Source organism: Kribbella sp. NPDC043289 (genome assembly GCF_056436705.1).
Genome location: NZ_JBWKCB010000001.1, coordinates 487228 through 510474 on the forward strand (window position 1 = coordinate 487228; position 23247 = coordinate 510474).

A 23247-nucleotide genomic window follows, 5' to 3' on the forward strand; every position below is an offset into this window, starting at 1 on the left:
CCCCATGAGTCTTTGGTACGGCGGTGACTACAACCCCGAGCAGTGGGACCCGGCGGTCTGGAAGGAGGACGTCGACCTGATGCGCCGGGCCGGCGTGAACCTGGTGACGGTCGGCGTCTTCTCCTGGTCCAGTCTGGAACCGGCACCGGGCCGGTACGAGTTCGGCTGGCTGGATCAGGTGCTGGACCTGCTGCACGCGGGCGGGGTGAGCGTCGACCTCGCCACCCCGACCGCGTCGCCACCGCCCTGGTTCAGCCGCTTGCACCCCGAGGCGCTGCCGGTGACCGCCGACGGCGTACGGCTGACGCATGGCAGCCGGGACACGTACTGCGCGTGCGCGCCGGCGTACCGCGGGGCGGCGCGTGGCATCGCGCGGGCGCTGGCCGAGCGGTACGCCGATCACCCGGCGCTCGCGCTGTGGCACGTGCACAACGAGTACGGGACGACGTGTTACTGCCCGCTCGCGGCGGAGCGTTTCCGCGCGTGGCTGCGGGAACGGTACGGGTCGCTCGCGCGGTTGAACGAGGCGTGGACGACGGCCTTCTGGAGCCAGGGGTACGGCGAGTGGGCGGAGATCGAGCCGCCGCGGAAAACGCAGTACCTGGTGAATCCGACGCAGTACCTGGACTATCGGCGGTTCTGGTCGGACGAGTTGCTGGCCGCCTATCTCGAGCAGAAGAGCGAGATCCGGGCGCGGTCGGAGTTGCCGGTCACGACGAACTTCGTGTTCGGCGGCTGGGTGCCGGTGAACCATGCGCGATGGGCGGACGCGGTCGATGTCGTTGCCATCGACCACTACCCGGACCAGGTGGGAATCGGCGCAGAGGAACAGACCGCGTTCGGGGCGGACCTGGCGCGGGCCTGGGCCGGAGGGAAGCCGTGGTTGCTGATGGAGCAGGCTGCGGGGACGCTGAACGCCGGGCATCGGCTGCACGCGAAGGAGCCCGGGCGGATGGCGCGGCACAGCATGTCGCACATCGCCCGTGGCTCGCGGGGCGCGCTGTTCTTCCAGTGGCGGGCGTCGCGGGGTGGGTCCGAGATGTACCACTCGGCGATGGTTCCGCATGCCGGGCCGGACAGCCGGATGTTCTCCGAGATCGCGGAGCTCGGCGCGGTACTGCCGCGGTTGGCTGAGGTTGCTGAGAGCAACGTTCAGGCCGAGGTCGCGGTGCTGTGGGACGTCGAGTGCTGGTGGGCGATGCAGGGCACGCATCTGCCGTCGTCGTCGCTGGACTACCTCGCGGCGGTACGGTCCGCGCATCGGCACTTCTGGCGGGCCGGCGTGACGGTCGACTTCGCGTCACCGGAGGCCGACTTGTCGTCGTACCGGCTGGTGGTGGTGCCGTCGCTCTACCTGGTCTCCGACGAGGCCGCGGCGAACCTCACGGCGTACGTCGAGGGCGGTGGCCAGCTCGTGGTCGGGTACTTCAGCGGGATCGTGGATCCGGATCTGCGGGTGCGGCTCGGTGGTTATCCGGGGGCGTTCGCGGAACTGCTCGGCGTGCGGGTGGAGGAGTTCCACCCGGTCGAGGACACAGTGGAATTGGCCTCAGGCGGGCGCGGGCGACTGTGGAGCGAGGACGTGCGGGCCGTCGCGGCTGAGGTGGTCGATCGGTACGCCGGGGGAGTGCTCGACGGGAAACCCGCCATCACGCGCCACCGGGTCGGCGCCGGTACGGCGTGGTACGTGTCGACGGAGCTGGACGACGAGACCGCGGCGGATCTCGTCCACCGTTTGGTCGACGGTGGAGCGCCTGTCGAGACAGTGCGTCGGCGGACCGGGGACACGACGTGGACGTTCCTGATCAACCACGGTGGTGAAGAGGTAACCGTCGCAGCGGAAGGGACCGAGTTGGTCACCGGCGAGAGCCTCGACGGCGAGGTCGTGGTGCCGGCCGGAGGTTATGCGGTGGTGCGGTCGGAGTGAGGGGCTGAGCTGCCGCGGGCGGTGAGCGCCGGCGGCAGCAAGGTGAGCTCGGGGACGGTGCCGCCCTCGAGCTTGGTGATCAGCGACTCGACCGCCTGGACGCCGATCCGGTCCGCGGGGATCGTGACGGACGACAGCTGCGGGACCTGTCGTTCCGCGACGTCGTCCGCGCAGATCGCCACCAGCGACATGTCCTCGGGCACCCGGCGGCCGAGGCGGCGCAGTACGTCGAGGAGCGGGCCGATGATCGGCTCGTTCTGGACGACGAGTCCGGTGATCCCCGGATGGTCGTCCAGCAGTTGCTCGACGGTGTGCAGGATCGCGTCGAACGTGTGCTCACACGGCGTCTCGACCCCGAGCACCCCGCGTCGCGCCGCGGCCTCGGCGAAGCCGGTGAGCGTGCGCTGCGCGAACCCGGTCTGCCGCTCGTACACCGCCGACGGCGTACCGAGGAGCGCGAGCGATCGGTGGCCGAGGTCGGCCAGGTGATCGACGCATTGCGCGCCCGCGGCAACGAAGTCCAGGTCGACACACGTCAGTCCGTCGGCCTGCTCCGGATACCCGATCAGCACCGATGGCATCGGCAGCCCGCGCAGCACCGGCACCCGCTCGTCGTGCAGTTCGACGTCCATCACCACGAGCGCGTCGACCAGCGAACTCTGCGCGACCCGCTCGAGCCCGTCCGGCCCCTCGTCCGCCGTCAGCAGCAGTACGTCGTGGTCGAACCGGCGGGCCGTGGTCACCACAGCGGTGGCGAACTGCATCATCACCGGGACATGCATGCCGGTCCGCAGCGGGATCACCAGCGCCAGCACGTTGGACCGCTGACTGGCCAGTGCGCGGGCGCTCGCGTTCGGCCGGTACCCGAGGGCACGGACGCTGCGCTGGACCCGGTCGCGGGTGTCAGGGGAGATCGTCCGCTTCCCGCTGAGCACGTAGGACACCGTGCTGGTCGCCACCCCGGCATGCCGGGCCACGTCGGCGATCGTGACCATGGTGCCCCTCTCGTGTGTGTGCACCTGTTCTACCCCAGCTAGTTCTACTCCCTTCGAAGCGCTTCGACACGCCGCCGGGCCGTAGTTGGCTGACGGCGATCCCGAGCAGGACCAGGCCGAGTCCGAGGACCTGGCGCGCGGTCAGGACGTCGCCGGACCACAGCACGCCGAGCAGGACGCCGGTGACCGGATTCAGGAGCCCGATCAGACCCACGGTGGCGGCCGGGAGTCTGCGCAGGCCCGCGAACCAGGCGGTGAACGCGACTGCGGTCGCGACGAGTCCGACGTACGCGAAACCGGCGATGGCGGGGAGGTCGAGGTGCGGCGGGGAGCCTTCGACGGCGATCGCGAACGGGATCAGGACGAGGCCGCCGGCGATCAGCTGCCACGACGTCGTGGCGAGGGGTCCGTCGTCGGTGCGGCCCCACTTCTTCGCCAGGACATAGCCGCAGGACGACATCGTCAGTGCGGCGGCCGAGGCTGCCACGCCGCGGAAGTCGACGGTGGTCGCGCCGGCGCCGAGTAGGAGTACGACGCCGGCGATTCCGGCGGTCGCTCCGGTCAGGACGAGGGGGGTCGGTCGTTCGGCGAGCAGGCCCCAGGCGAACAGGGCCATGGCGAACGGTGCGGCGGACATGATCGTCGACGCGAGGCTGACCGGCAGCAGTTGGGACGCGAGGTAGATGAGCGCGAAGAAGGCGCCCATGTTGCAGACCCCGAGGACCAGAGAGCGCCACCACCAGGCGCCGCGGGGGAGCCGGCGGGCGAGTGCGAGGAGCAGGAGACCGGCGGGCAGGGCGCGCAGAACCGCGCCGTACAAGGGGTGTCCGGGCGGTAGGTACTCGTGGGTGACGAAGTAGTTCGTACCCCAGGCGATCGGGGCGATCGCGGTGACGAGGGACCAGCGGAAAGTATCTTCCATGGAAAACATTGTATCTTCCCGGGAAGATATAGTGCACGGGTGACCGATCATGTGGCGCGGATCCAGGCGGAGTGGCGGGTCGAGCGACCGGACGTCGACACCGGTCCGCAGGGTGTGATCGGCCGGTTGCACCGGATCGCGAATCAGCTCACCGGCGAGTTGACGCTGCTGTACGGCAAGTACGGGCTGACCGAGGGGGAGTTCGACGTGCTCGCGGCGTTGCGCCGCGCCGGAGCGCCGTACGAGCGGGCGCCGGGGGAGTTGGCGCTGCACACGATGGTGACGACCGGGGCGGTCACCAAGCGGGTCGATCGGCTCGAGGAGGCGGGGCTGGTGCAGCGCCGGCGCAGCGACGCGGACGGTCGCGGTCGCGTGGTCCGGCTGACTCCGGCCGGGCGACGGTTGATCGACAAGGCGTTCACGGCCCACATGGCGAACGAGCGACGGCTCCTCGAAGCCCTCACACCGGACGAGACCACGCACCTCGAAACCCTCCTCACCAAGTGGCTCGCGCATCTCGAACCCCCGAACTGACGCGGCGCGCGGGTGGTGCTTCCTGACCTACCTGGTGTCGGATGGGTAACCTCACCTGGTCGCCATACGGGCAATAGGAGATGATGCCGACCGTGACTGCACCACAACGTGAGCTCGCGCAGGCACCGTCGGACCTCGAACCGGCGGTGGCCGGCCTGACCGTCGGGCTCGGTGGGCCGACCGGGCGGTTCGCCCGGATCAGCTCGTCGTGGTGGACGCCGCTGCGGATCGTGCTCGCGGTGTGCACGATCACCTTCGGGCTCGGCGTCCTGCAGAAGGCGCCGTGTATGGAGGCCGGCTGGGACCGGCAGAGCTGGCGGCCGTTCAAGGCGCTGTGCTACTCCGACATCGGGTTCCTGTACCAGGAGCGCGGTTTCGCGGAGGGTAACCGGCCGTTCCTGGACACCGGCAACTATCCGGTGCTCGAGTACCCGGTGCTCACCGGTGGCTTCATGGAGGTCGCCGCGCAGATCACCTGGCTGATCACCGGTGACCCGAAGAAGGACCTTACCGTCGAGCAGAAGCGCGACACGGCCGGCGTGTTCTTCGTGGTCAACACCGTGATGCTCTTCCTCTGCGCGCTGCTGATCGTCGGCCTCACCGCCGCGACCGCCCGCGGGGTCGCAAAGCGCCCGGGCGCGGCGCGCGGGCAGCCACTGGACGCCCTGTACGTCGCTGCCGCACCCGCGCTCGCACTGACCTCCACGATCAACTGGGACCTGTTCGCCGTCGCGCTGACCGCCGGGGCGATGTATGCATGGTCGCGCGGGAGACCTGTGTGGTTCGGCATCCTGCTCGGCCTCGGTACGGCGGCGAAGTTCTATCCGTTCCTGCTGCTCGGGCCGTTGCTGATCGTCTGTCTGCGCGGCCGGAAACTCTGGCCGTGGTTCCAGGCGGCGATCGCGTCCGTGGTCGCGTGGGGCCTGGTGAACGCGCCGATCTACCTGCTCGCGAAGAACGAGTGGCTGTCGTTCTGGCAGTTCAACGACCAGCGGGAGAGCGACTACGGCTCGATCTGGTACGTCTTGAAGCTGGCCCAGCACGAGGTCGCGGACGTCAACCAGCTGAACATCGTGATCTTCGCCGGCTTGTGCCTGTCGATCGCGATCCTCGGGCTGATGGCGCCCCGGCCACCGAGATTCGCGCAGCTGGCGTTCCTGGTGGTCGCCGCGTTCCTGCTGGTCAACAAGGTCTACTCACCGCAGTACGTGCTGTGGCTGCTGCCGCTGGTCGCGCTGGCCCGGCCGCGGCTGCGGGACTGGCTGATCTGGCAGGCCTGCGAATGCTTCTACTGGATGCTGGTCTGGATGCATCTCGCGCAGTTCCTGGCGCCGGGCGATCCGCAGGTGCCGGACCGGATCTACTGGCTGTCGGTGATCCTCCGGATGGCCGGCACGCTGTGGCTGATGCTGGTCGTGGCTCGCGACATCCTGCTTCCGGAGAAAGATCCGGTCCGCCGGGGCGACCTGGTGGACGACCCGTCGGACGGGGTCCGCTCCGCCGCGCAGTCGCGGCGGCTCGCGCCGGCTTAGAGCAGCAGCTTCGACACGTCGAGGTTGCCGCCACTGACGACGGTGGCGGTGACCCCGGCGAGCTCGACGCTGCCCTGGAGCAGTGCCGCGAAGGGAGCGGCTGCCGCGGGTTCGAGGGCGAGCTTGGTGCGCGACATGACCAGGCGGGTCGCGTCCAGGAGGGCGTCTTCGCTGACGCGGACCACCTCGTCGACGTACTGCTGGACGAGTGGGAAGTTGCGGGTGCCGCAGATCGGTGCGGCGAGGCCGTCGGCGATCGAGCGGGCGGTCGGGAGCGCCTGCGGTGAGCCGGCTTCGAGGCTGCGGCTGACCACGTCGGCCTGCTCCGGCTCGATCCCGATCACCCGGATCGACGGCTTCAGCAGCTTCACGGCGGTCGCGACGCCCGAGATCAGGCCGCCGCCACCGATCGGAACCATCACGGTGCCGAGGTCCGGGCGATCCGCCAGCAGTTCCAGCCCGAGGCTGCCGTGACCGGCGATCACGTCCTCGTCGTCGAACGGGTGCACACCGGTCAGTCCGCGTTCGTCGCGGATCCGCGCGTACTCGGCCATCAGATCGCCCTCGACGAGCTCGACGGTGGCGCCGTACCCGCGGGCCGCGGCGATCTTCGCCGGTACGGCGGTCTTCGCCATCACGACCGTCGCCGTGACGCCGGCGTCGCGCGCGGCCCAGGCGAGCGCACCGGCCGCGTTCCCGGCCGAGACGGTGATCACGCCGCGCTCCCGCTCCGCGGCGGACAGCCGGAGCAGCTTGGTCAGCAGGCCGCGGACCTTGAAACTGCCGGTCTTCTGGAACAGCTCGGCCTTCAGGACCAGGTCGGCGCCGAAGTGCTCGTTCAGTGCCGACGAGGTCAGCATCGGGGTGCGGTGGATCCGTCCCTCGAGGTCCCGGGCGGCGTGGCGGATGTCGTCGAGTGTCGGCATACACCAGACCTTAAAAGGCCTGTAAGTCGATCAGATTGCGAGACAAAGACCGGGGCCGGTCCACGGGGATCTACCGTCGGTGTCATGAGGCCGACGCTGAGCGTGATCGTGGATCCCGCCGACCGGTGGATGAGCCGGGCGGCGTGTATCGGCCAGGCGCCGGCGTACGACGAGGACGCGTCGCGGTGGGAGCAGCGCAAGGCGCGCGAGCTGTGCCTGACGTCGTGCCCGGTGCTGGCCGAGTGCCGGGACTGGGCGCGCCGGACGAAGTTCACCGGGACGGCCGCGGGCGAGACCCTGCTGTACGGGCGTCGCCGCGGCCATCCGGAGTCGGCGGCGAGCTAGGAGGCGACCCGACTCGCGACCGCTGCGGCCAGCTTGTCGGCCGCGGCCGGGAACTGCGGCAGGAACAGGTACGGCTCGATGAGCTCGATCTCCATCAGCAGGAAGCGGTCGTTGACGACGACGCCGTCGACCCGGGCGTAGGTGGGCGTCGGGCCGGCGGCCGCGAGCGCCGCGCGGGCGCTGTCCAGGACGGCCGGCGGCGGGTCCGTCAAGGTCACCTGACCGCCGTAGAACTCCTGGACCCGGTAGTCGTCGGCCGCGGGCGTCTTGACCACCGCGTGGCTGAACTCTCCGTCGAAGAACAGCAGCGACCACTCGCCGGCCGACTGGATCTCCGGCAGGAACGGCTGCACGAGGTAGACGATCTCGGGCAGCTCGGTGAGCGCCTGCTCCAGCTCGGGCGATCCCGCGACGCCGCGGACGGTGTGCAGCGCGTTGCCGCTCACGGTCGGCTTCACGACGATCTCCTGGCCGGACAGCCCGGCCACGACCTCGCGCAGGCAGGCGCCCGCCGCGACCTGGGACGGAACGATCGACACGCCCTGCTCGCGCAGCTCCAGCAGGTACTGCTTGTCGCTGTTCCAGCGGACCTGGCCCGCGTCGTTCAGCACCGGTACGCCGGACTTGTCGAGCAGCGCCAGCCACTCGGTGAACTCGTCGTAGCGCAGGAAGTAGTCCCACACCGTGCGCAGCAGGACCGCGTCGTAGGCGGACCAGGCGACCGACGGGTCGGTCCAGACCTCGACCACCGGGTCGAGGCCCGCGGCGCGGAGGGCGTCCAGGAGGGGGTGTTCGTGCGGGTGCAACTCAGCGAGTTCGGCCGACGTCGCGAGGGCGATGCGTTTCGTCACGCCCGACAGTGTTGGCGCGGAGGGGCGGTGCAGTCAAACCTGATTCCGCAACCATTCGATGACGGATCGTGACGGCGATGACAACGATGACAGCCGCGCCGAGGTAGCTCAGGCCCTGCCGCGTCTCGTGCCCGAAGCTCGCGTAGGCGACGTACGAGGCGAGCGGTACGGCGATCCACTCGGGGCGGCGGGCGAGTGCCGCGAGGGCGATCAGCGGGAGGCCGTACCACGGGTACGTCGGTGTGGCGATCAGCAGCGCCGCGCCGTACAGCCAGCAGCAGGTGAGGGCGATCGGGTCGCGCCGGGTGCGGTGGAAGGCGAGTGCGGCGAGGGCCAGGGCGAGGACCGCGGCGACGAGTTGGCGGGGCCCAGGAGGCAGCAGGAGCGCGAGAATCGCCGATCGCGAGCTGCCGTCCTCGAACCCTTCCTGGTCCAGGTAGCCGGGCAGGAACCCGAGTACCAAGATGCCGACGGCAAGGACGTGCGGGAGGTACGACGCAATGAAGGTGCCGACGGCAAGCATCGGCCGTCGGGTGCGGAACGCGGGGAGCAGCAACAGGGGGAGGAGTTTGACGCTGCCGGCCGCCCCGAGTAGGACGGCGGCGAGTTTCGGGCGGCGTGCGGTGCTGACGACGGCGGCCGTGATCAGCAGGGCGGCGAGGACGTCGATATGGGCAGCGTTGCCTGCCTCCAGAGCGACGATCGGTGACCAACCCCACAAGGCGGCCCAGCGTGGGTTCTGTACGGCGAGTAGCCAGGTGAGTGCGATCGCGAGCAATGCCGCCGCGATCTGGAGTCCCAGCGTGCCCGCGGACCACGGAGTGACGAGCGCGACCACGGCGAAGTACGCCTCGGCGACCGGTGGGTAGATGGTCGGCACTGCCGGTCGGTTGATCCGCGTCCGCGCGTCGTCGACTGGTTGCTGGGCCGCATCCGCGGGGATCCCGGTGATCCCGGAGCGATCAGTAGGTGACAGGCCAGGGAAGAGCTTCGGGTCTCGCAGCCGCGCCAGCGAGTCGTCCAAGGGCACATGCGCGTACGGCGAGTGCCCGGACAACTGCACGCGGCCGTCCCACACGTACCGATAGGCATCCGTGCTCGTGATCGGCGCGTGTAGCAACCCCGGCACCTGACACAGCCCGGCAACGATCACCACCGCGGCGAGACTCAATCCACGCCCGAACCGCCACACCACCGCGAGTACCAGCAGGCTCCCGGTTACGAGCACCACATTCGGCCACCAGTCGAGGTACGCGGCGCCGATGGCTGCGGCAGAGGCTGCTACCGCGACGATGCCGGCGAGTATGCGCATCACGCGGTTCGGCGGAGGGTGAGGAAGGCTCGGTGGCCGGCTCGCCAGTCCTCGGTGGGGTACAGGCGTGCGGTCCGGGCGTGGGCGATCAGGGCGCGGGCGCCTACTCTTGCCCAGGGCAACGGTAGCGAGTGGCGGCCGGTGGAGCTGCGCAGCACGATCGGTGCGGTGTCGTCGAGTTCGTCGTTGGGATCCACCTCGACGAGGACGATCCCGTCGGGGCGGACCAGTTCGGCGCACCGGCGGAGCAGGTCGACGGGGGCGCCGCCGATCCCGATGTTCCCGTCCATCAGCAGCACGCTGCCCCAACGCCCCTCGCCCGGCAGCCGGTCCTGCACCGGCCGATGCAGCGCGGCCGCGCCGCGGGAGGTCGTCAACGAGATTGCCCGCGGCGACACGTCGACCCCGAGGGCCGGAATCCCACGCTCCGCCAGCGCGGTCACAATCCGCCCCGGCCCGCACCCAATGTCGAGCACGGGACCTTCGCAGCGGCTCAACGCCAACCGATCGACCTCGTCGGCGGGCGCCTGCCAGCGGTCCAGCTCCGACAGCGACGGCAGCGTCCGCCCATCGATGCCGGTAGCAACAACATGCGCCGTACCGCCGAGCGCCTGCTCGAACAGCAGTCCCGGATGCGCCGCGTGCTGCAGCCGTCGGTACAGCCGCGAGACGCGCAACGCCGGGAACTCGGCCGCGAGGTGCGCCGCGTCGCGTGGCGTGTCCATGTCCCGCAGCGTCGGCAGCATCAGCACCCGCAGTCCGAGTGACTCGAGTCGCCGCAGCTGATCGAGCCCGGTGTGATCGGTCGACATCGGTACGCCGACCAGCGCGCGACGATCCGGGACACGGAGCCCGAGACACCAGTACCCGCCGTCCTCGGTCAGCCCGAGCACAGCGTCGTACCCGAACCAGTGGAAGTCGAGCAGTTCGGGCCGGAGCTGCGGTGTGTCCATCCCGACGAGCAGCATCGGCGAGCCGTCGTACGCGTCCTCGAACGCGGCGGCGAGCCGTTCGTCGAGTCCCGCGCCGCGCTGGCCGACGACGTCGAACCCGGCCGGCAGCCAGGGACCCGGATCACCCTCGAGCGCGAGGACCCGCCGCGACGCGGGTGCCGACCGGACCGCACTCAGCGTGTCGACGAGCGACGCCCGGGCCAGTGCGGCCGCCTCGTGCGCGGTGAACTCGGTCTGCAGCCGGGTCTTCACCCGCCCCGGCACGGGCTCCTTCGCGATGACGATCAGCGTGCCGCGCGTCATCGGACCAGCACCTTCGACATGTCGAGCACCGCTCGCGCCGCGCCGAGCGGCGTACCGGTGACCTTCGAGCGACCCGAGCGCGGCAGGTAGTCGACGTCGACCTCGGCGATCCGCCAGCCGGCGTCGGCGGCGCGGACCACGGTCTCCAACGGGTACCCGGACCGGCGGTCGGCGAGACCGAGAGCGAGGAGCGCCGTACGGCGGGCCGCGCGCATCGGACCGAGATCGTGCAGCGCAACACCGGTACGCCGCCTGATCCGGCGCGACAGTTCCGCGTTCGCGAGCCGGAGATGCCACGGCCACACCTGCCGCGAGACCGGGCGGCGCCGACCGAGGACGAGATCCCAGTGCCCGGCGACGACCGGAGCAATGACCCGGACGAGCTGTCGCGGATCGAGGGACGCGTCGGCGTCCATCACCGCGACCACGTCGGCCTCGGCAGCCTCCAGACCGGCGTGACACGCGGCGCCGTACCCCTTGACCGGGCACCGTACGACGGTGGCGCCAAGAGCTGCCGCGATCTCGGGGGAACCGTCGGTCGAGCCGTTGTCGACGACGACGGCCCGGACGCCGGGCGGGAGACGTTCGAGGATCCAGGGCAGGGCGGCCGCCTCGTTCAGGCACGGCAGGACGAGATCGACGGACATTCTTCGACGGTAAGGACGCGGGCCCTATCGCGGCGCCGGTTCCTGGCTACGGGTTGCTTACGGCGTACTGCGGGACGGTGCTGATGCGGCTCGCGACCACGGGGAGGATCTACGCTCTGAGCGTGGCTACTCGTGTGCTCGTCGTCGATGACGACCCGACCGTGTCCAATGTCGTCTCGGCGTACCTGACCAAGGCCGGGTACGACGCCCGCGTGGTGGCGGACGGCGTCTCGGCCGTCGAGGTCTGGCAGCAGTGGAAGCCGTCTGTCGTCGTGCTGGACGTGATGCTGCCCGGTCTGTCCGGTCTCGAGGTACTGCGCCGGATGCGCGCCGCAGACGACAGCGCGGCGGTGATCATGTTGTCCGCGCGCGGCGAGGAGGAGGACCGGCTGGTCGGCCTCGAGGTCGGCGCGGACGACTACGTGGTCAAGCCGTTCAGCCCGCGCGAGCTGACGTTGCGGGTGCAGGCGATGGTCCGGCGCGAGGAGCGGCTGGCCGGGCTGGACCTGACGCCGACCAAGCTGAGCGCCGGGCCGGTGATGGTCGACACCGCGGCGCGGCGGGCGTTCCTGAACGACGCGGAGCTGTCGCTGACGCACCGCGAGTTCGACCTGCTCGCGTACCTGGTCGCGCACGCCGGCAAGGCCTACACCAAGGCCGAGCTGCTGCGCCGGGTGTGGGGCTGGGACTTCGGCGACTCCTCGACCGTCACCGTGCACGTGCGGCGGCTGCGGGAGAAGATCGAGGTCGACCCGTCCGACCCGAAGCTGGTCCTGACCGTGCCGCGGACCGGGTACCTGTTCGCCGGTGACGCCTGATGAACAAGGACATGGCCACGATCCTGGCGCTCACCACGCTGTGGACCTTGGTGGTCGCGGCGATCGGGGCGGCGGTGCTGTGGCAGTTCCGGCGGCGCTCGTTGCGCGTGACAGTGATCGTTGCCGGCCTGGCACCGATGGCGGCCGCGCTGGCCGCCGTGCTGCAGAGCGTCCGGGCGATGTTCATCTCCGAGCACGACTCGTGGGTCGTGTTGTGGACGCTGGCGTTCGCGTCCCTGCTCGGTCTGGTGATGTCGCTGCTGCTCGGGCAGTGGATCAGCAGCGGGTCGCGGGATGTCGGCCGGCGGTTGCGGCAGCTCGGGACGTCCTACGAGCCGACCGAGGCTGCGGCTGGGGCTGTGCCTGCCGAGCTCGCGGATCTGACGAACGAACTGGAGATGACCCGGCAGAAACTCGCTGCGTCGCACGATCGGGAGCGGGCGCTGGAGGCGAGCCGGCGGGAGCTCGTGGCGTTCATGTCCCACGACCTGCGGACGCCGCTGGCCGGGTTGCGAGCGGTCTCCGAGGGGCTCGAGGACGGCGTGATCGACGACGTACCGGGTGCGTTGCGGCAGATGCGGTCGACGGTGGATCGAATGACCGGACTGGTGGACGACTTGTTCGAGCTGTCCCGGTTGTCGGCGGATCCGCTGCCGCGGCGGCGGTCGGCGGTCAGTCTGCGGGAGCTGGCCGAGGACGTCGCGGGGGAGAACAACGAGCACGCGCGGGCGGAGGGCGTCCGGCTGGCGGTGTCGACGCCGCACGACGACGATCGGCTCGCGGTGCAAGGTGATCCGGACGAGTTGACCCGCGCGGTGACGAACCTGGTGGGCAACGCGATCCGGCATACGGCCGCGGGTGGTACGGTCACGGTGTCGGTCGATCGTGAGCCCGACGGGCGGGTCAAGCTCGCGGTCACCGACGGGTGCGGTGGGATTCCGGCCGACGATCTGGAGCGGGTGTTCGATGTCGGCTGGCGTGGCGACGAGCAGCGGACCCCTTCGGCTGCCGAGGGCCGCTCGAGTGGCGGCGGTCTCGGGCTGGCGATCGCGCGGGGTGTCGTCGAGTCCCACGAGGGGAAGATTGCCGTCAGCAATGTCGACGGTGGCTGTGCGTTCCAGATCGACCTTCCGGCCTCAGCCGGCAGCCGAGCCGAGTAGGTCCGAGAGACCCGCGGTCAGGTCGTACGCCGGCTTCCAGCCCAGCTCGTGCTTGAGGCGGTCCGACGACGCGGTGATGTGGCGGACGTCGCCGAGGCGGTACTCGCCGGTGACGATCGGCGGTGCGCCGCCGTACGCCCGGGACAGCTCAGCGGCGACCTCACCGATCGTGGTGACGGTTCCGCTGCCGACGTTGTATGCCCGGAACGAGGGCTGATCCGGTAGCGCGGCGGTCGACAGCGTGACGGCAGTTGCGATGTCGCGGACGTGAACGAAGTCGCGGCGCTGGCCGCCGTCCTCGAAGACCCGGGGCGTCTCCCCGCGTTCGAGGGCGGAGCGGAAGATCGCGGCGACCCCGGCGTACGGCGTGTTGCGCGGCATGCCGGGGCCGTAGACATTGTGGAAGCGCAGCGCCGTGACCCGCCCGCCCGTTTCGCGGGCCCAGGTGGCGGCGAGGTGCTCGCCGTTCAGTTTGCTGGCCGCGTAGGCGTTCCGCGGATCCGGTACGGCGTCCTCGGTGACGAGTCCTGGTTCCAGCGGCGCACCGCAGTACGGGCAGGGCGGTTCGAAACGGCCGTTGTCGAGGTCCTCGGTACGGCGTGGTCCCGGCGCGACCTGTCCGTGGGTGGGGCAGTCGTAGCGACCTTCGCCGTACACGACCATCGAGCTCGCGTAGACGAGGTTCCGGATGGTGCCGAGGGACTTCAGGAGGACCGCCGTACCGAGGCTGTTGGTGGAGACGTAGTCGTCGATGTCGTCGAGATTGACGCCTAGTCCCACCTTCGCGGCCAGATGGATGACGGTGTCGATGCCGTTGAAGGTTCGTTGGTCGCGGATGTCGCCGACGATCAGGCCGGGGCGGGGCTCCGGGCGGTGCGCGTGGACGTCCGGACGGAACGAGTCGAGGACCGTGACTTCGTGGCCCTCGGCAAGGAGTTGGGCGTGGACGTGGGTGCCGATGAAGCCGGCGCCGCCGGTGAGCAGAACTCTCATCGCGCGTCCCGGCAGGTGCAGTCCGCGTCCGGTTTCGGGAGCTGACCGATCACGTCCTGGAGCAGCCCTCGCAAGCGCTCGATGCTGTGCTCGAACGCAGCGAACACCTCGGCCTGCGTCACGCCACTGCCGCTCTCGATGCCCGCGTCGTGGTCGGTGACGACGGCGATCGACGTGTAACACAGGCCGAGCTCGCGGGCGATCGCCGCCTCGGGAGCGCCCGTCATGCCGACCACCGACCAGCCTTGCGCGGCGTGCCACTGCGACTCGGCGCGAGTCGAGAACCGCGGGCCGTTGATCACCACCATCGTCCCCTCGGGTACGACGTTGCCGGTGGCAATCACCGTGGCCCGGCCTACGGGACAGTACGGGTCGGCCGCCGAGGTGTGGACGACCGGCGCTTCGTCGTACACCGTGTGCTCGCGGCCCCAGGTGCGGTCGACGTACTGATCGGGGACGACGAACGTGCCTGGGGTGAGCTCGGGTTTCAGCGAGCCGACCGCGCACGGGGCGAGGACCTGGCGGACGCCGAGCTCGCGGAGCGCCCACAAGTTGGCGCGATAGTTGACCCGGTGCGGCGGGAACTGGTGGTCGATGCCGTGCCGCGGGATGAACGCGACCTGCCGCCCGTCGAGATCCCCGACCACCGGCGCCGCACTGGGCGCGCCGAACGGGGTGTCGACCGGGACGGTCTCCGTGTCGGACAGGAACGTGTAGAAACCGGAGCCGCCGATCACGCCGATGTCAGCCATAGCGACGACGCTAGTGCCGTTCCGCGCCGCGACTACGGGATCCGGCCGGACCGTCAGCGCTCCGTAAGGGGTGATCGAATGGGGGCGTGGAGATCTCCTGGGCGCTGCTCGCAGTCGGCGTGGTGCTGCTGCTGTTCGGCGCCTACGCGAGCTGGACGGCCGGGCGGATCGATCGTCTCCATACCCGGGTCGCCCTCGCCCGGGCGTCGCTGGACAAGGAACTGGCCCAGCGCTCCGCGTTGGTCGCCGAGTTGGCCGGCGCCGGCATTCTCGACCCGGCGTCGTCCCTGCTGCTGCTCGACGCCGCACACCGGGCCCGGGCCGCCTCGCTGGACCCGATGGAGGCACGTGAGCAGGCGGAGTCGGCGCTCACCCGCGCGGTCCATGCCACCGGCACCGATGTCGAGCCGTGGGCCGGCGAATTGAACCTCGCCATGCGCCGCGTCCAACTCGCCCGGCGCTTCCACAATGACGTCGTAGTCTCGACCCGGGACCTCCGGCAGCGCCGGCTGGTCCTGTGGTTCCGGCTGGCCGGCCGAGCCTCGATGCCTGCCACGATCGAGCTCGAGGACGGCGACTGAGGAGAGGGCGGATGTGAGCGGCTTCGAGGAGGACGTCGAGCGGTACCGGCACGAGCTGCGGGTGCACTGCTACCGGATGCTCGGGTCGTACGACGAGGCCGAGGACCTGGTGCAGGAGACGTTCCTGCGGGCGTGGCGGGGGCTCGACGACTTCGAGGGGCGGTCGTCGGTGCGGGCCTGGCTGTACCGGATCGCGACCAACGCGTGCATCGACGTACGGCGTCCTCGGCGGGTGCTGCCGTATCAGTTGGAGCCTGCGTCGTTTCCTGCCATCGCGTTGCCGGCGCGGGAGGACGTGCCGTGGCTGCAGCCGTTTCCCGACGTACTGCTGGATCGTGCTGAGGAGCCGGACTCGGTGACGATTCGGCGCGAGACGATCGAGCTCGCGTTCCTGATCGCCATCCAGCACCTGCCACCGCGGCAGCGCGCCGTATTGATCTTCCGTGACGTCCTGGGCTGGTCCGCCCGCGAGACCGCCGCGGCCGTCGACCTGTCCGTGGCAGCCGTCAACTCCGCCCTGCAACGCGCCCGCCCGGTCCTCCGCGAGCACGTACCACCGCACCGCGCCGAATGGTCCGCCCGCGACTCATCCGACGACGAACGCAAACTCCTGCACCGCTACATGACCGCCTGGGACGCCGGCGACCCGTCAGCGCTGGCGGCCCTGATGCACGAGGACATCCGCATCACCATGCCGCCGTACCCCTTCTGGTTCGAAGGCCGCACCGACGCCCTCCGATCGCTCACCCCCAACCTGACCCCCGCCTACCGCGGCCACTGGCGCTTCCTCCCCACGAGGGTCAACCGCCAGCCAACCCTCGCCGCCTACCTCAAACCTCCAACCGCAACCACCTACCACCTCTTCGCCCTCGACATCTTCCGCCTCGAGTCCGGCCGCATAGCCGAAATAACCGCCTTCGAAACCACCAACCCCCACCCCTACAACCTCCCGGAAACCCTGTGACGGAAGGGAAGGGGCAGACGCCGTTTTCGCTCGGGGTTTTGCGTTTGCGGTGTGCCACGGGGGACGGCTACTTGGCGTCGGCGTAGGTCTGGACGGTTGCGGTGGTGAAGGCGAAGTTGGTGGGGGTCGGACCGAAGGTGAGTGTGCCGGCGCGGTCGCTGGCGGACTGGATCGCTTCGGTGACCGTGGCGGCCTCGTCGGCGGGGCAGTGCACGATGACCTCGTCGTGCTGGAAGAAGACGAGCTCGGCCTTGAGCGGCGTGAGCGCCTGACGCAACGCGGCGAGCATCAGCAGCGCCCAGTCCGCGGCGGAACCCTGGACGACGAAGTTGCGGGTGAAGCGACCGCGGGCGCGGGCGTGCCGCGGGTCGGTCTCGGGGACGTCCGCGGCAGGGCCTTCGAGGAGCGCGGCGTCGAGCGCGTGACCGGCCGGTGGGCAGGTGCGGCCGAGGTACGTCCGTACGAGCCGGCCCTCCTCACCGAGGCGCGCGGCGTCGTCGACGTACGCGACCGCTCGGGGGAATCGTTTGCGGAGCATCGCCAGGTTCTTCAGGCCGTCGCCCGACGTCTGCCCGTAGATCGCACCCAGTACGGCGATCTTCGCCTGCGCGCGGTCACCCGAGAACGCGCGATCCGAGACCGCCTTGTACAGATCGCCGGCGTCGCTCGCGACCTCCATCAGCGCGGGATCGCGGGAGATCGCGGCGAGGATCCGCGGCTCGAGCTGCGACGCGTCCGCGACGACCAGCCGCCAGCCCGGGTCGGCGACCACCGCCCGCCGGATCACCTTCGGGATCTGCAGACCTCCACCACCGTTGGTGATCCACCGCCCCGAAACCGTCCCACCCGGCACGAACCCGGGCCGGAACCGCCCGTCGTGCACCCAGTCGTGCAACCAGCTCCAGCCGTTCGCCGTGTAGATCCGGTAGAGCTTCTTGTACTCGATCAGCGGCGGCACGGCCGGATGGTCGATGTGCTCCAGCTCCCACCGCCGCGTCGTCTTCACCTGGTACCCGGCCTGCTTGAACGCCTTCAGTACGTCGGCGGGCAGCTCCGGCCGCACCCGATGCCCGAACGCCGCCGAGATCTCGTCGGCGAGCTCGGTCAACCGCCGCGGCTCACCCGTCCCGCCGAACCGTTCGCCGAGCAGCTCGCTCAGCACCTCACGATGCGCGTCCGCACTCCACGGCAACCCCGCGCGGTCCATCTCGGCGGCGATCAGCATCGCCGACGATTCCGATGCCGTGAGCAACCGCATGCGATCCGGGTACTCCGCGAGGGCGTGCCGGCGGAGCTGGTCGGCGTACACCCTCAAGAGCGCCTGGAACGGGATCGGCTCCGCCGGGATGTCGAACAGCGACGACTGCTCACCCGGTACGACGGCGCGCAACGGCGGATCGGGTGGGACCGGGGCACCGCTCAGCCGGGCCCAGGCGGCGGCCGCGGAGCGTGGCTCGCCGAGCCGGCCCTCGTGGCCGAGCAGAAGGCCCTCGGTGTTCTCGAGGTCGTAGCAGCGCTCGACCCGCACGCCGGCGGTGAGCAGCCGCGGGTAGATCTCCGCGGACGAGCGCCAGACCCAGCGAGTCACCTGCGGCCGGGAGGCGACGGCCGTGGCCAGATCGGGCTCGTGCCGGATCTCGCCGGCCGGCTGCCCGTCCGGATGCAGCGCGACAAGCGTCGCCCCACCCCCGTCCTCCGGGGCAATCGCCCACCGCTCGTCCATGTCCAAATCCTCACATCCCCCACCGACACTGGGAGACCATGAGGCCAGTTGTGGGAGGCTGGACTTATGTGGCGGGTGGGGGATCTGGAGTCGGCGGACGGGACGAAGACCGAGCAGGTCGAGGGGCTGGTGCTCCGGCGGATCGAGCGGGGTGACCTGTCGATCGGTTCCCGGTTGCCGTCGGAGCGGGTGCTCGCGGAGCGGCTCGGGGTGAGTCGCGTGACGGTCGTCCGCGCGTTGGAGAACCTGCGGCGGGACGGCGTACTGGAGACCAAGCGGGGCTCAGGCACCGTCGTGCGGCCGCTGGACAGGTTGCTGGACCCGGTGGCGCCCGCGTCCACGGTGACGGCGGGAGACCAGCCGGTGCTGGACCTCCGCTTCGCGACGACCGCGGCGCCGCATGACGTGGCCGAGGCGGTGGCGCAGATCATGCAGGACGAGCTGCCGCAAGCGATGGGCGGCGACGGTCCACCACCTGGCGGCTCGCAAGAGCTGAGGGCCGCCCTGGCCGAGCGGCTCACCAGAGAGGGCGTGCCGACCGAACCGGACCAGCTGACCCTCACAGTCGGCGCAGCAGCCGGACTGAACGCGGCACTGGCCGGTCTGGACCTCGGACCAGGCGTAGCGATCACCGAGACCCCGACGTACCCGGCTGCCTTTGATCTGCTGCGGAAGCACCGCCTGGACGTAGCAGGCTGGCCCGCCGGCGTCTGGGACACCGACCAGCTCGCGCACCTCTGCCGACGGCACCGCCCGAAGGTCATCTACCTCCAGGCCGACAACCACAACCCAACCGGCCTGAGCCTCCCCGCCGATCGACGCCAGGCCGTCGTGGAGATTGCCCGCAGGTACGGCGCTGCGCTGATCAGCGACGAGACGATGCGACCACTCTGGCTGGCCAGTGGTGACCAGGCTGACCCATTGAGCCGCTACCCGCGCACGGTCAGCGTCGGCTCGCTCTCCAAGACGGTCTGGGGCGGACTGCGCGTCGGGTGGGTCCGCACCGGCAAGCAGCTCCGCAGGCGCATCAACACGGCCGCACAGCTCAGCGTGGCGTCACCGAGTGCGCTGGACGACCTGCTGGCGCGGGCGATCGTCCAGAAGCTCGACAAGGTGATCAGCAGACGGCGTACCCGGCTGCGCGCCAATCTGGCGGCTCTGGAGACCGGACTGAAATCGCTCAACGGTGTGGCATGGGCCACGCCCACAGGCGGTATGACGCTGTGGCTCGAGCTGACCGAGACCAGAGCGCGCCGTGTGCTGGAGGCGGCCCGGGAACAGGGCCTGCTGCTCGGCGCCGGTGACCTGTTCACGCCGGACGGGACCGACCGGCGGCACATCCGGATCCCGTTCACGGCCCCGCCGGCCACGCTCCGGCTGGTGGTCGCGCGACTGGGGGAGGCGATGAGTCAGTCCACTTGATCCGGAGTGGACTGAAGTCTGGTGCCCGGTAGCTCCTAATCTGGACAGCGAGCCCCACCACCAGGAGGAATGCAGTGACCGAGAACCAGACCCCGCAGCCGGAGACCGGCACCGCCAAGGTGAAGCGCGGGATGGCGGAGATGCTCAAGGGCGGCGTGATCATGGACGTCGTCACCGCTGAGCAGGCCAAGATCGCCGAGGACGCCGGCGCGGTCGCGGTGATGGCGCTGGAGCGGGTCCCGGCCGACATCCGCGCCCAGGGCGGCGTCTCCCGGATGAGCGACCCGGACATGATCGACAGCATCATCCACGCGGTGTCGATCCCGGTGATGGCCAAGGCCCGGATCGGTCACTTCGTCGAGGCACAGGTGCTGCAGAGCCTCGGGGTGGACTACATCGACGAGTCCGAGGTGCTCACCCCGGCCGACTACGCGAACCACATCGACAAGTGGAACTTCACCGTTCCCTTCGTCTGTGGCGCGACCAACCTGGGTGAGGCGCTGCGCCGGATCACCGAGGGCGCGGCGATGATCCGCTCCAAGGGCGAGGCCGGCACCGGTGACGTCTCGAACGCCACCACCCACATGCGCCAGATCCGCCAGGAGCTCCGCAAGCTGCAGAGCCTGCCGGAGGACGAGCTGTACGTCGCCGCGAAGGAACTGCAGGCGCCGTACGAGCTGGTCAAGGAGGTCGCGCTGGCCGGCAAGCTCCCGGTGGTGCTGTTCACCGCCGGCGGGATCGCCACCCCGGCCGACGCCGCGATGATGATGCAGCTCGGCGCCGAGGGCGTGTTCGTCGGCTCGGGCATCTTCAAGTCCGGCAACCCGGCGCAGCGCGCCGAGGCGATCGTCAAGGCCACCACGTTCTACGACGACCCCGACGTACTCGCCAAGGTTTCCCGCGGTCTGGGCGAGGCGATGGTCGGCATCAACGTCGACGAGATCCCGCAGCCGCACCGCCTCGCCGAGCGCGGCTGGTAACGCGAACAACGGACGCGCTGACCCGGGCCACCCCTTCGGTGGTCCGGGTCGGTTAGCGTCGGGGCGTGCTGCTGCCTGAATCGTCGGTACCGGGGGCGGACCTGCCTGTCCGCGAGGTCTTGCCTGCCACGGTCGACGCGGTGCGTTCACGCGGTACGGCGGTAGTGGTCGCCCCACCTGGTTCCGGGAAGACCTCGCTGTTGCCGCTGGCATTGGGCGACGCGCTCGGCGGCACGATCATCGTCGCCGAGCCGCGCAGGATGGCGACGCGTGCGGCCGCGGCCCGGTTGGCGACGCTGGTCGGCGAACCGCTCGGGCAGCGGATCGGCTATGCGATGCGCGGTGAACGCAGCGGCGGTCGAGGACTCCGAGTCGAGGTAGTGACGACAGGCCTCCTCGTACGGCGTCTGCAGCAGGACCCGGAGCTCCCGGGGGTGTCGGCGATCGTGATCGACGAGTGCCACGAGCGGCACCTCGATGCCGATCTGTTGCTCGCGCTCTGCGTCGACGTCCGGGCGAATCTTCGGGAGGACCTGGCGATCGTCGCGACGTCGGCGACCGCGGACACGGTCAGGATGAGTCGCGCGTTGGGCACCGAGGCTCCGGCGCCGGTGATCACGGCGTCGGCGGCGCTATTCGACGTGGCCGTCGAGTGGGCCCCACCACCGGTTCCCGTGCCGCTGCTACCGGGCGGACGAGTCGACCCGCGCCTGCTGGATCACGTCGCAGCTGTCGTTCAGCGTGCATTGACCGAGAACGACGGCGACATCCTCGTGTTCGTCCCGGGGGAGGCCGAGATCAACGGGGTGACCCGCCGGTTGGCCGGTCAGAACGTCCTGCCCTTGTACGGTCGCCAGTCACGGGCCGAGCAGGACCGCGCGCTGGCGCCGTCCGCCACTCGCCGGATCGTGGTCACGACGTCGGTTGCGGAGAGTTCGCTGACGGTGCCCGGGGTTCGTGTCGTGGTCGACTCGGGTCTGGCCCGGGAGCCGCGGACCGATCAGTCCCGTGGGCTTGGTGCGCTGGTCACCTGCAGGGTGTCGAGATCGTCGGCCGACCAGCGAGCGGGCCGCGCTGGGCGGGAGGCGCCGGGCCGGGTCTATCGGTGCTGGTCCGCCACCGACCACGCGCATCTCGACGACCACCCGGCGCCGGAGATCGCGATCGCCGATCTGGCAGGCTTCGCCCTCGACCTCGCGGCGTGGGGCGCGCCAGGTGGTGACGGTCTGGTCTTGCTCGAGGCGCCGCCGGTCGTGGCGATGACCGCGGCAACGGAACTGCTGCGCCGTCTCGATGCCGTTGACGACAACGGCCGGATCACCGAGCGGGGACGGCGAATGGCGGCGATCGGGGTGCATCCCCGGTTGGCTCGCGCGTTGCTGGACGGTACGCCGCGGGTCGGCGCCGAGCGGGCCCGCGAGGTCGTGGCGATGCTCTCGGACGACTCCGGCCGCGCGTTCGGCGATGATCTGCCGGCCCGTTGGCGAGCGCTGCGCCGCGGCGAGGACCGCGGAACCACGGCCCGCTGGCGAGAAGAAACGAAGCGCCTCGGCCGAGGGCTGACGCTCGGCGATCAGCCGGGTGGAGACCGAGGAACGCGCGCAGTTCCCGATGATCTTGCTGTCGGGGTTGTCGTGGGGCTGGCGTATCCGGACCGGATCGCGAGGATTCGGGCGGCCGACTCAGCGACGTACCAGATGTCCGGGGGTACGGGCGCTGCGCTGGATCCCGAGTCGCCGCTGCGGACCACGCCCTGGCTGGCGATCGCTGTTGCGGACCGGGCGCCTGGTCGCGCCGACGCCCGGATCCGTTCTGCGGCGCCGATCGATGAGCAGACGGCGCGCGACATCGCGGGCGACCTCGTCTCGACCAGCGACCAGATCCGCTGGGACGACGGTCGAATCGTGACGCGGCGCGTCGAGACATTCGGTGCGATCGTGCTCAACGACGTACCGCTGGCGAAGCCCGATCGGCTGCTCGTCCAAGCGGCTGTGCGAGACGGCATCCGGCGCAGCGGTCTTTCCGTACTGCGTTGGTCGGAGGCCGCACTCGCCTTACGGGAACGACTCGCGTTCTGCCACGCGCACCTCGGAGACCCGTGGCCGGCGGTCGATGACGCGGCATTGCTGGAAAGTCTCGACGAATGGCTGGGTACCGAGCTCGCCTCGGTGCGCCGCGCAGGCGATCTCGCCCGCATCGACGTGGCGTCGGCGCTCCGGCGACTCCTGCCATGGCCCGCGGCATCGCGGCTCGGCGAACTCGCACCCGAACGGCTCCAGGTCCCCTCGGGCTCCGAGGTGCGTCTCGCGTACGACGGCGCCGAGCCGCCGGTGCTCGCGGTGAAACTGCAGGAAGTCTTCGGCTGGACTGCCACTCCAGCCGTCGCGGACGGCCGAGTTCCGGTTGTTCTGCACCTACTGTCGCCCGCGCGGCGACCGGTCGCGATCACGAGCGATCTCGCCTCGTTCTGGAAGCAGGGCTATCCCCAGGTCCGCGCCGATCTGCGAGCCCGCTACCCCCGTCATCCGTGGCCGGAAGATCCACTCACCGCCGTCCCGACCAAGCGAGTCAAACCGCGCCGGTGAATCGATTGATCTGCTGTGCAAT

21 protein-coding genes are annotated in these 23247 nt (G+C 70.3%); 11 read left to right on the forward strand and 10 right to left on the reverse strand.

The genetic code is table 11. The features are described from left to right. Positions 1–4: 4 nt before the first annotated feature. Positions 5–1927 (forward strand): beta-galactosidase, encoded by a 1923-nt coding sequence (locus AC0662_RS02280; RefSeq protein ID WP_478297960.1) that lies wholly within the window; start codon positions 5–7, stop codon positions 1925–1927. On the opposite strand, the gene AC0662_RS02285 is transcribed toward AC0662_RS02280, so the two are convergent. Continuing rightward, entirely contained in the window at positions 1903–2922 is a 1020-nt protein-coding gene (locus AC0662_RS02285; RefSeq protein ID WP_478297962.1) for a LacI family DNA-binding transcriptional regulator, read from the reverse strand. The two genes, AC0662_RS02280 and AC0662_RS02285, sit on opposite strands and share 25 nt — an antisense overlap. Next, a complete protein-coding gene (locus tag AC0662_RS02290) occupies positions 2831–3844 on the reverse strand; it encodes a DMT family transporter (RefSeq protein WP_478297964.1) in 1014 nt (337 codons plus the stop codon). Before AC0662_RS02290 ends, AC0662_RS02285 begins: the two co-directional genes overlap by 92 nt. Positions 3845–3883: 39 nt before the next feature. On the opposite strand from AC0662_RS02290, the gene AC0662_RS02295 reads away from it, so the two are divergent. Both AC0662_RS02295 and AC0662_RS02300 read left to right on the forward strand, forming a co-directional pair. Further along, the gene (locus AC0662_RS02295; RefSeq protein ID WP_452196025.1) at positions 3884–4378 is read left to right on the forward strand and encodes a MarR family winged helix-turn-helix transcriptional regulator; all 495 of its coding nucleotides are present in this window, start codon (positions 3884–3886) and stop codon (positions 4376–4378) included. A gap of 83 nt (positions 4379–4461) precedes the next feature. Then, positions 4462–5910: a glycosyltransferase family 87 protein gene (locus AC0662_RS02300; protein ID WP_452196026.1), complete on the forward strand. Its 1449-nt coding sequence runs from the start codon at positions 4462–4464 to the stop codon at positions 5908–5910. Here AC0662_RS02300 and AC0662_RS02305 read toward each other — a convergent pair. Next, on the reverse strand, positions 5907–6836 hold the full coding sequence (locus AC0662_RS02305) for a threonine ammonia-lyase (protein WP_478297967.1): 930 nt from the start codon (positions 6834–6836) through the stop codon (positions 5907–5909). The genes AC0662_RS02300 and AC0662_RS02305 overlap by 4 nt on opposite strands. Positions 6837–6920: 84 nt before the next feature. Between AC0662_RS02305 and AC0662_RS02310 the strand changes: the two genes are divergently transcribed. After that, positions 6921–7181 carry a WhiB family transcriptional regulator gene (locus AC0662_RS02310; protein ID WP_478297969.1) on the forward strand — a complete coding sequence of 87 codons (261 nt, stop codon included), beginning with the start codon at positions 6921–6923 and terminating at the stop codon, positions 7179–7181. Here the strand turns inward: AC0662_RS02310 and AC0662_RS02315 are convergent. Genes AC0662_RS02315 through AC0662_RS02330 form a run of 4 tightly spaced genes read right to left on the reverse strand, consistent with a single transcriptional unit; the run spans position 7178 to position 11247 of the window. Next, positions 7178–8032, reverse strand: coding sequence for an ATP-grasp domain-containing protein (locus AC0662_RS02315; protein ID WP_478297971.1), 855 nt, complete (start codon positions 8030–8032; stop codon positions 7178–7180). The genes AC0662_RS02310 and AC0662_RS02315 overlap by 4 nt on opposite strands. After that, positions 7989–9344 carry a glycosyltransferase 87 family protein gene (locus AC0662_RS02320; RefSeq protein WP_478297973.1) on the reverse strand — a complete coding sequence of 452 codons (1356 nt, stop codon included), beginning with the start codon at positions 9342–9344 and terminating at the stop codon, positions 7989–7991. The genes AC0662_RS02315 and AC0662_RS02320 overlap by 44 nt, the downstream gene beginning before the upstream one ends. Continuing rightward, on the reverse strand, positions 9344–10600 hold the full coding sequence (locus AC0662_RS02325) for a DUF2064 domain-containing protein (protein WP_478297976.1): 1257 nt from the start codon (positions 10598–10600) through the stop codon (positions 9344–9346). The genes AC0662_RS02320 and AC0662_RS02325 overlap by 1 nt, the downstream gene beginning before the upstream one ends. After that, a complete protein-coding gene (locus tag AC0662_RS02330) occupies positions 10597–11247 on the reverse strand; it encodes a glycosyltransferase family 2 protein (protein WP_452196032.1) in 651 nt (216 codons plus the stop codon). The genes AC0662_RS02325 and AC0662_RS02330 overlap by 4 nt, the downstream gene beginning before the upstream one ends. A 122-nt stretch (positions 11248–11369) precedes the next feature. Here AC0662_RS02330 and AC0662_RS02335 point away from each other — a divergent pair, with 122 nt between their 5' ends. Next, positions 11370–12065, forward strand: coding sequence for a response regulator transcription factor (locus AC0662_RS02335; RefSeq protein WP_452196033.1), 696 nt, complete (start codon positions 11370–11372; stop codon positions 12063–12065). Next, complete coding sequence (locus AC0662_RS02340; protein WP_478297978.1) at positions 12065–13225, forward strand: sensor histidine kinase; 1161 nt, start codon at positions 12065–12067, stop codon at positions 13223–13225. The genes AC0662_RS02335 and AC0662_RS02340 overlap by 1 nt, the downstream gene beginning before the upstream one ends. On the opposite strand, the gene AC0662_RS02345 is transcribed toward AC0662_RS02340, so the two are convergent. Then, positions 13202–14218, reverse strand: a complete 1017-nt coding sequence (locus AC0662_RS02345; protein WP_478297980.1) for an NAD-dependent epimerase/dehydratase family protein — start codon at positions 14216–14218, stop codon at positions 13202–13204. The genes AC0662_RS02340 and AC0662_RS02345 overlap by 24 nt on opposite strands. Continuing rightward, positions 14215–14970 (reverse strand): S-methyl-5'-thioadenosine phosphorylase, encoded by a 756-nt coding sequence (locus tag AC0662_RS02350; protein ID WP_478297982.1) that lies wholly within the window; start codon positions 14968–14970, stop codon positions 14215–14217. The genes AC0662_RS02345 and AC0662_RS02350 overlap by 4 nt, the downstream gene beginning before the upstream one ends. Positions 14971–15056: 86 nt before the next feature. Here AC0662_RS02350 and AC0662_RS02355 point away from each other — a divergent pair, with 86 nt between their 5' ends. Next, positions 15057–15551, forward strand: a complete 495-nt coding sequence (locus AC0662_RS02355; protein ID WP_478297984.1) for a hypothetical protein — start codon at positions 15057–15059, stop codon at positions 15549–15551. A gap of 13 nt (positions 15552–15564) precedes the next feature. After that, positions 15565–16515 carry an RNA polymerase subunit sigma-70 gene (locus AC0662_RS02360; protein ID WP_478297986.1) on the forward strand — a complete coding sequence of 317 codons (951 nt, stop codon included), beginning with the start codon at positions 15565–15567 and terminating at the stop codon, positions 16513–16515. 67 nt (positions 16516–16582) lie between these two features. Here AC0662_RS02360 and AC0662_RS02365 read toward each other — a convergent pair whose 3' ends face one another. Next, positions 16583–18238: a bifunctional 3'-5' exonuclease/DNA polymerase gene (locus AC0662_RS02365; protein WP_478297988.1), complete on the reverse strand. Its 1656-nt coding sequence runs from the start codon at positions 18236–18238 to the stop codon at positions 16583–16585. A 66-nt stretch (positions 18239–18304) separates the two neighbouring features. Between AC0662_RS02365 and AC0662_RS02370 the strand changes: the two genes are divergently transcribed. The 3 genes from AC0662_RS02370 to hrpB all read left to right on the forward strand — a co-directional run bounded on the left by AC0662_RS02370 (position 18305) and on the right by hrpB (position 23225). Further along, on the forward strand, positions 18305–19660 hold the full coding sequence (locus AC0662_RS02370; RefSeq protein WP_452196040.1) for an aminotransferase-like domain-containing protein: 1356 nt from the start codon (positions 18305–18307) through the stop codon (positions 19658–19660). Positions 19661–19734: 74 nt separating this feature from the next. Beyond that, complete coding sequence (gene pdxS / locus AC0662_RS02375) at positions 19735–20640, forward strand: pyridoxal 5'-phosphate synthase lyase subunit PdxS (RefSeq protein WP_478297990.1); 906 nt, start codon at positions 19735–19737, stop codon at positions 20638–20640. A gap of 65 nt (positions 20641–20705) precedes the next feature. After that, positions 20706–23225: an ATP-dependent helicase HrpB gene (gene hrpB / locus AC0662_RS02380; RefSeq protein ID WP_478297992.1), complete on the forward strand. Its 2520-nt coding sequence runs from the start codon at positions 20706–20708 to the stop codon at positions 23223–23225. Positions 23226–23247: the final 22 nt, after the last annotated feature.